Source organism: Geminicoccus flavidas (assembly GCF_009806515.1).
Taxonomy (GTDB): Bacteria; Pseudomonadota; Alphaproteobacteria; order Geminicoccales; family Geminicoccaceae; genus Geminicoccus; species Geminicoccus flavidus.
Genome location: NZ_WUJP01000681.1, coordinates 1 through 6,960, shown reverse-complemented (window position 1 = coordinate 6,960; position 6,960 = coordinate 1). Strand labels below are relative to the sequence as shown.

Annotated in this window: 6 protein-coding genes; all 6 read right to left on the bottom strand. The window is 65.9% G+C overall.

What is annotated here, in order from left to right; translation table 11 throughout:
• Positions 1 to 215 precede the first annotated feature (215 nt).
• Positions 216 to 587 carry a hypothetical protein gene (locus tag EQG76_RS19335; RefSeq protein ID WP_159715991.1) on the bottom strand — a complete coding sequence of 124 codons (372 nt, stop codon included), beginning with the start codon at positions 585 to 587 and terminating at the stop codon, positions 216 to 218.
• A 19-nt stretch (positions 588 to 606) separates the two neighbouring features.
• On the bottom strand, positions 607 to 1,032 hold the full coding sequence (locus EQG76_RS19330; protein WP_159715990.1) for a hypothetical protein: 426 nt from the start codon (positions 1,030 to 1,032) through the stop codon (positions 607 to 609).
• A gap of 73 nt (positions 1,033 to 1,105) precedes the next feature.
• The gene (locus EQG76_RS19325; RefSeq protein WP_159715989.1) at positions 1,106 to 1,660 is read right to left on the bottom strand and encodes a hypothetical protein; all 555 of its coding nucleotides are present in this window, start codon (positions 1,658 to 1,660) and stop codon (positions 1,106 to 1,108) included.
• A gap of 565 nt (positions 1,661 to 2,225) precedes the next feature.
• Positions 2,226 to 4,010: a hydantoinase B/oxoprolinase family protein gene (locus EQG76_RS19320; RefSeq protein ID WP_159715988.1), complete on the bottom strand. Its 1,785-nt coding sequence runs from the start codon at positions 4,008 to 4,010 to the stop codon at positions 2,226 to 2,228.
• Positions 4,011 to 4,023: 13 nt separating this feature from the next.
• Entirely contained in the window at positions 4,024 to 6,096 is a 2,073-nt protein-coding gene (locus EQG76_RS19315; RefSeq protein ID WP_159715987.1) for a hydantoinase/oxoprolinase family protein, read from the bottom strand.
• Between the two features lie 137 nt (positions 6,097 to 6,233).
• The coding region (locus tag EQG76_RS19310) for a 5-oxoprolinase subunit C family protein (protein ID WP_159715986.1) at positions 6,234 to 6,960 on the bottom strand (727 nt) is incomplete at its 5' end.

The following is a 6,960-nucleotide window of genomic DNA, read 5'->3' as shown; positions in this document are numbered from 1 at the left end:
CGCCTCACGGTTGAGATAGCCGCCGACGCTCCACACTCCGTCCGGATTGCCCGTCGTGAACGCGTCGCCGAAGATGTAGTTGTCCTCGTCGTCCGCGATGATGAAATTGTCCGGCCAGGGGTCGTCGCCGATGCCGCCGATGATGACTGCCATGGAAAATACCTCCTCGAATAAGTGTGTTGTACTACATTCGCCGGATCATTGCCGAGATCCGGTCATGTTGCCCGTTTGTTTCCGGGAGAAGGATAGCCTCGATTATCGCTATCCGGTGCGTCTTCACTGCCGCGACCGGAAGCAGGCGGGCACTTCCAGCGGAACCAGCCGCTGTTGCCGTGCCCATCGCCCCTCCGATAGTTGCCCATGCCGCTGGCGGTGTTGCCGTTGCCGTTGCAGTTCCCGACGTTGCCGTTGCCGTTGCCGTTGCCGTTGCCGTTGCCACTGCCGTTGCCACTGCCGTTGCCGTGACCGACCCAGGGATCCGGGGCGGATCGGCTCGTGGCCTCGGGGGAGGCGGCAGCGGCCATCGCCAGGCTGGTCGCCTCCGGCCAGAGTGGCGCTGCCACCAGGAGCACGGCTGCCAGCCGCATCAGCCAGGCCACCTAGCCCTCACCGGCGGCCATTAAAGCTGCCGTTGAAGTTGCCTATATTGTTGTTGCCGTTGCGCGACCCGCCATTGTGGGTGCCGTTGAAGTTGCCGATATTGCCGTTGCCGTTGTGATGGCCGCTGTTGTAACTCCCGTTGCCGATGCCGATATTGCCGTTGCCGTTGTTCTTGCCGGTATTGCCAACACCGTTTTTGTTGCCGATGTTGCCGTTGCCGCCGTTCTTGTTTCCGATGTTGCCGCTGCCGGTATTGCCATTGCCGACATTGTTCTTGCCGGTGTTGTTGTGACCGACATTGCCGTTGCTGAACATCCCGCCGGCAAAGGACGAGAAACCGCTGTCTTTGCCGGTCCGATTGGCGGCAGCGTCCGCAAAGCCGGCCGCACCGAGCAGCGTGAAGGCGACGGCTGCGCAGAGCATGATCCTCATGATGGTACTCCTCGTCTGGTGCAGACGCCGCGTCCTGGCCGACCGACGCCGGACCAAGACGCGGCCGGCTTGATCAGCGGCTGTTGCGGCCGTTCCGGTTGCCGTTCAGGCTGCCATTGAAGCTGCCCTTGTTCCCGTTGCCGTTGTAGCCGCCATTGCTGCTGCCTCGGTTCAGGTTGCCGTTGCCGACGCCGTTGAACTTGCCGTAGTTGGCGTTGCCGTTGACGGTGCCGTTCTTGCTGCCGGCGTTCTTGTTGCCGTTCAGGCTGCCGTTGAAGCTGCCCTTGTTCTCGTTGCCGTTAACCGAGCCGTTTTTCGACCCGTAGTTCTTGTTTCCGTTGAAGCTGCCGTTGCCGTAGCCGCGATTACCGTTGCCGTTCTCGTTGCCGTTGGCCGAGCCCTTGTTGGCATTGCCGTTGAAGCTGCCGTTCAGCGAGCCCTTGTTGTTGTTGCCGTTGTCGTTGCCATTACCCCAGCCACGGTTGGCATTGCCGTTGAAGCTGCCGTTGTAGCTGCCGATATTGCCGTTCCCGTTGCCATTACCATTGCCGTTGCTGGCAGCCAGGGCGGTTGCACTCATCAGGCCGACGATCGCGGCGGTGCAGAACAGAATCTTCAAGCTCTTCATTGTCATTCTCCGGATATTATAGCCGGTATTCAGCTATGTACTCGCTTATACCGGTCATTTCAAAAACTTCATAGAACGAATATTATACCCTTTGTGGTTTATTGGGGGAAGTAATTGTTCTCCTTTGGGATGGTTGAGGTTTGCTTCAGTAATTCCTCTTTTGGTCTTAAGAAGAATCCTGAAGATGTGTAATAATTTGTCAGTCTAGGTGTCGGTCTGCCCGGTGCAGGCACGTGGCCGCTCGGCCCTACCGCCATGACGGCAAGTCTAGGCGAGCATGATAAAGGGGAGTGGCAAGACGCAGCCGCTCATCATCAGGATGGTTTCCTAGCGCATGGAGGACTGCAGTGTTCAGGATTCAGGCTGGCGAGGCAGCCCTCGCCGCCACCGGTGCCGGCACCGGCTCGAACTGGATCATGGTGTCTTTGGCCCGCAGTTCTTGTGTAGTACTGCGGTTAGTTATTTACCGATTATTAAGCTTGCACCAGCCACCAGAGGGCTGGCGCTACATTACCAGGGTACGGCAATCGGCCGGTCGCCGCCGGTGCTCGGGAATCGGCCCGGATCAGACCGATCCTGCCTGGCGGCGGGCCAGGGTAGCCTGGCTGTCCACGGCGAGGGTGCGCTCCTCAAGCGAGCCGGTGAACACCACGCCGTAGAGCCGCTCGGCGCGCTCAATCGTCTCGAACCCGTCCAGCACGTCCTTGAGCACCTTGGCAGGGGCCCGGTCGAATGGGTCGCCATAGCCGCCACCCGAGGTGTGGTGACCGCGCACCCGCTCGCCCTTGCGCAGCCTGTCCACCACGATGTTGGGCAGCTCGGTTTCGGTGCCGTCGGCGGCGATCTTGAAGTGCTGCGCCCGCACCCCGTCCTGGCCGCCGCGCACCCCCTTGGGCGGATAGTGCGTGCCGTCGCAGGGCCAGAGCACGTCCATCGGGTGCTCCTTCGGCCCGTACTCGAACTCCAGTGCCGGGGCGCCGCGCTGCCGGCCGGCGCCGCCCGTGCCGGTCTTCAGGCGCAGGTAGCGCACTTCGATCGGGTGCTTCAGCTCGTCGATCTCAACCGAATCCCGGTACATCAGCCCCGCGATCACCGGGATGCCGTAGGTGGGCCAGCCATCCGCCGTGGGCGTACCCGGCCCGCCGGAGCTGCCCAGATGGAGCTGGTTGATGTAGCGGCTGTCGCCATAGCGATGGTCCAGACCGGACACCACCGCCATGCCCGCACCCAGCCCGATGCCGCCTTCGGCCAGGCCATAGCCGTCGCCGATCTGCGCCATGGCGGACTGGGTGAGGTTGACCAGCCGGTCGGCGATGTTGGTGGTCGCGACCGAGCAGCTGTGCGGGAATTTCGGCCGGCCGCACACGGCACCGTCGCGCAGCAGCACCCTGATCCGGCGGAACGAGCCCGAGTTGCGCGGGATGGTGGGGTCGATCGAGTTGAACACCCCGGCGATGCTGGCCGCGGTGGCGCAGGCCTCGCTCTCATTGAAGCCGCAGTCGACATTGTCGACATTGTCCTGGAGGTCCAGCTCGATCGTGGCCTCGCCCGGGTCGATCGAGACCTGCACCTTGAGCGGGATGCCGTCCGGCAGCAGCTCGCCGAACGGGTCATGGGCACCGCTGGCGACGAGGGTCCTCTTGGGCAGCCTGCGGATCGCCTGGGCCATGCGCTGCTCGGAATAGTCCAGCCAGTCGCGGATGAAGGTCTTGACCTGCACCTTGCCGTACTTGGCGCATAATTCCTTCAGCCGCCGCTCGGCCACGCGCGCCGCACCGATCCCGGCCAGAAAGTCGCCATACCACTGGTCCGGCACCCGGATGCGGGCGCGGCACATCCGCACCACATCCTCGACCATCTGGTGATCGCGCTGGATGCGCACCGAGGGGAAGATCAGGGCACCCTCGGCGTACTGGTCTTTAGCGCCGGCCATGTAGGTGGTCGGCAGGGAGTTGCCGGTGTCCGCCTGGTGCGCCTTGGCGACCGTGGTGAACAGATGCTCGCCCTCGAAGAATACCGGCACCATGAAGGTGTGGTCGGCGGCATGGGTGTTGCCGGTATAGGGGTCGTTGTGGAGGTAGCAGTCGCCCTCCTTCAGGTCGCCCCCATGGGCCCGGCGCATCGCCGCTGCCTGCATGTGGCTGCCAAAGATGTGGATCGGCAGGCCTTCCGCCGAGGCCAGGAGCTGGTCGTCGGCAGTGCAGATCGAGCAGGAGAAGTCGCGCGCACTGTTGATCACCGCCGAGCGCGCGGCGCGCAGCAGGGTGTTGGTCATCTCGCGCACGATGCCATCGATCCGATTCGCGATGATCGCGGTCATGTAGGGATCGAAGCGGGTCTGGTCGGTCATGGCCCGGCTCCTGTCAGGCGACGTGGAGAAGATAGTTGCCGGCCCCGCTGACCACGGCCGACATGCCGGGATAGACGACCAGCGTCGTGGTCGGCTCCTCGATGATCGCCGGGCCCTCGATGCGCAGGCCGGGCTCCAGATGCTCGGCGCGGTAGATGCCGGTCGCGACCGGGGTGCTGCCGCCGAAATAGCAGTTGCGCCGCTCCCGTGCCGGCGGTGCCGCAACCTCCACCGTCTCGGGTGCTGTCAGCGGCGGCGTGCTCAGATGCACCACCAGCCGCATCCGCCAGTTCACCACCTCGACCGGGCTGGACGGGTCGCGCACCGCGAACACCCGCTCGTGGACCTGGTGGAAGCTCTCGACCAGGGCTGCGACATCCTCCGGCCCGCCGAAGCGATGCCTGGCCAGCGGCGTGTCCAGCTCCCAGACCTGGGACAGGTAGCGCGCCTCGGCGATGCACTCGATCCGGCAGTCCTCGCCACCACCCTTCAGCCCGGCGCGGAACGCCTCCAGCCGGGCGGTGAGGTCGGCCAGCATGGCGTTGACGCCCTCGGTGTCGAAAGCCGTGGAGAGTGTCACCAGGCTCGCCGCCTCCTCGGCCACGATGTCAGCATGCTGCATCCCGGCAGCCGACAGGGCCGAGGCCACCTTGGGCAGGACGACCCGCTGGCAGCCCAGCTCCTGGGCGATCTTCATGATGTTGAGGCCTGCCGCCCCGCCGCCCGCCACGATCGTGCTCTCGCGGGGGCTGACCCCCTCGTTGATGGTGATGTCGCCGACCGCCCGCATCATCAGGTCGCTGGCGAGGCTGACGATCCGATACGCCGCTTCCTCGACCGACAGGCCGATCCCCTCCGCCACGGTCGCGACCGCCCGGCGCGCCGCGTCCACGTCCAGCCGCATCCGCCCGCCCAGGAAGTTGTGCGGGTCGAAATAGCCCAGCACGGTGGCGGCGTCCGAGACGGTGGGCTCCGTGCCGCCGCGCCCGTAGCAGGCCGGGCCCGGCACCGAGCCCGCCGACTGCGGCCCCACCCGCATCAGCCCGCCATCGTCGATCCAGGCGATCGAGCCGCCGCCCGCCCCGATCGAGCGCATGTCGACCGCCGCGATGCCGAGCAAATCGCCGGTATAGGCCGGGCCCAGCCAGGTATCGCGGCTGAAGGTCAGCCTGCCGTCGCGCACCAGGCCCACGTCGAACGTGGTGCCGCCCGTGTCGCAGATGATGACGTTGTCGCCTAGATTCTCCAGCCGGGAGAACACGATGCCGGCGAGCGGCGCCATCGCCGGGCCGGAGCCCACCGTGTAGATCGGCTTCTCCGTGATCGCGTCGATATGGCCGCAGCCGCCCGCCGTCGTGCTGATCAGGATCTCGCCCTGGTAGCCGGCAGCACGTAGGTCGCGCTCCAGCCCCTTGAGATGCGCCTGCATCAGGGGCTTGAGCGAGGCGTCGATCGCGGTCGCCGACGCGCGCCGGTACTCGCGCACCACCGGGATCAGTTGGTGCGACAGGGTGACGGGCACGCCCGGCATGATCTCGGCGATCAGTTCTCCCAGGCGCCGCTCATGCGCCGGATTGGCGATCGACCAGATCAGGCAGACCGCGACCGCCTCGAAGCCCAGCGCCCTGATCTTCTCCAGGACGGTCCGCGCCTGGGTCTCGTCCAGCGGGATCGAGACCGTGCCCTCCGAGCTCATCCGCTCCCTGATCTCGAAGGTATGGCTGCGCGGGATATAGGGCTCGGGGAAGTCCTTGGAGAAGTCGTGCGGGTTGAACTTGCCGCCTTCCTTGAGCAGCAGGACGTCCGGGAAGCCCTCGGTGGCGAGAAAGGCGGTCCTGGCCACCCGCTTGGTGACGATCGCGTTGGTGGCGCGGGTCGTGCCGTAGATCAGCAGCTCCGTCTCGGCGAACAGCCGGTCCAGCCCGATGCCCAGTTGCTCGGCAGCATTGCCGATCGCCTCGTTCATGCCGTCGAAGATGCGCTCATGGGTGGTGAGCGCCTTGCCGATGGTCATGCCTCCATCGGCATCGGCCACGACCACGTCGGTGAAGGTGCCGCCGGTATCGACGGAGATGCGGTACGCCATGACCACCTTGCTGCTGGGGCTGTTCGGTGCGGCCGGGCAACGGTCCAGTCGCTGCCCCGCCAGGATCGGATCATGAGGCTGTCTCTAGCGAGCGGCCCCATGATCCGCTGGGCGATCAGGCGTATTCCGCCTTCGGCTCACGCGAGCGCGGCCTTGATCTTGTCGATCTCGGCCTTGCGTTCGGCGCGCGCCTCCAGCGCCTCTTCCATCTCCACCGGCACGAACTTGACCGGCTTGTGCGGCTGGAGCTGCGCGATCAAGTCCATGTCGGCCGAGATCACCGTGCCGAGCATGAAATAGCCGCCGCCCGACACCGCGTCGCGATGGAGCACGATCGGCTCGGTGCCGCCCGGCACCTGGATCGAGCCATAGGGGTAGCAGGCATCGACGATGTTGGAGGGATCCGAGCCGGCCCCGAACGGCGGCTCGCGCGGCACGAACTCCAAGGGGCTGCCGCCCTTGAAGCGGTAGCCGATCCGGTCCGCCTCGGGCGCCACCTTCCAGGTGTCGGCGAAGAAGCCCCCCTGCGCCTCTTCGGTGATCCGGTGCCAGTAGAGGCCGGGCAGCATCCGCAGCACCGCCGGATCCTCCAGCCCGTTGCGGCGCAAGGAGACGTCCAGGCTGCGGCCGGCGGGCACGTCGCGCCGGGATGCGCCCACCGGCAGAACGTCGCCTTCGGCGAGCTTGCGCCCCTCGAAGCCGCCGAGTGCCCCCAGCGCATAGGTGGAGCGGCTGCCCAGCACCACCGGCACGTCGATCCCGCCGGTGACCGCCAGATAGGCGCGCGCCCCCTTGCGCAGATAGTCGAAGCTCAGCGTCTGGCCGGCCTTGACCGTGAACGTCGTCCAGGTCGGCTGCGGCGCG

Bases quoted from the DNA above. Each gene is read 5' to 3' on its own strand.
- EQG76_RS19335 (WP_159715991.1), bottom strand. From the start codon at position 587: ATGCGGCTGGCAGCCGTGCTCCTGGTGGCAGCGCCACTCTGGCCGGAG.
- EQG76_RS19330 (WP_159715990.1), bottom strand. From the start codon at position 1,032: ATGAGGATCATGCTCTGCGCAGCCGTCGCCTTCACGCTGCTCGGTGCG.
- EQG76_RS19325 (WP_159715989.1), bottom strand. From the start codon at position 1,660: ATGAAGAGCTTGAAGATTCTGTTCTGCACCGCCGCGATCGTCGGCCTG.
- EQG76_RS19320 (WP_159715988.1), bottom strand. From the start codon at position 4,010: ATGACCGACCAGACCCGCTTCGATCCCTACATGACCGCGATCATCGCG.
- EQG76_RS19315 (WP_159715987.1), bottom strand. From the start codon at position 6,096: ATGGCGTACCGCATCTCCGTCGATACCGGCGGCACCTTCACCGACGTG.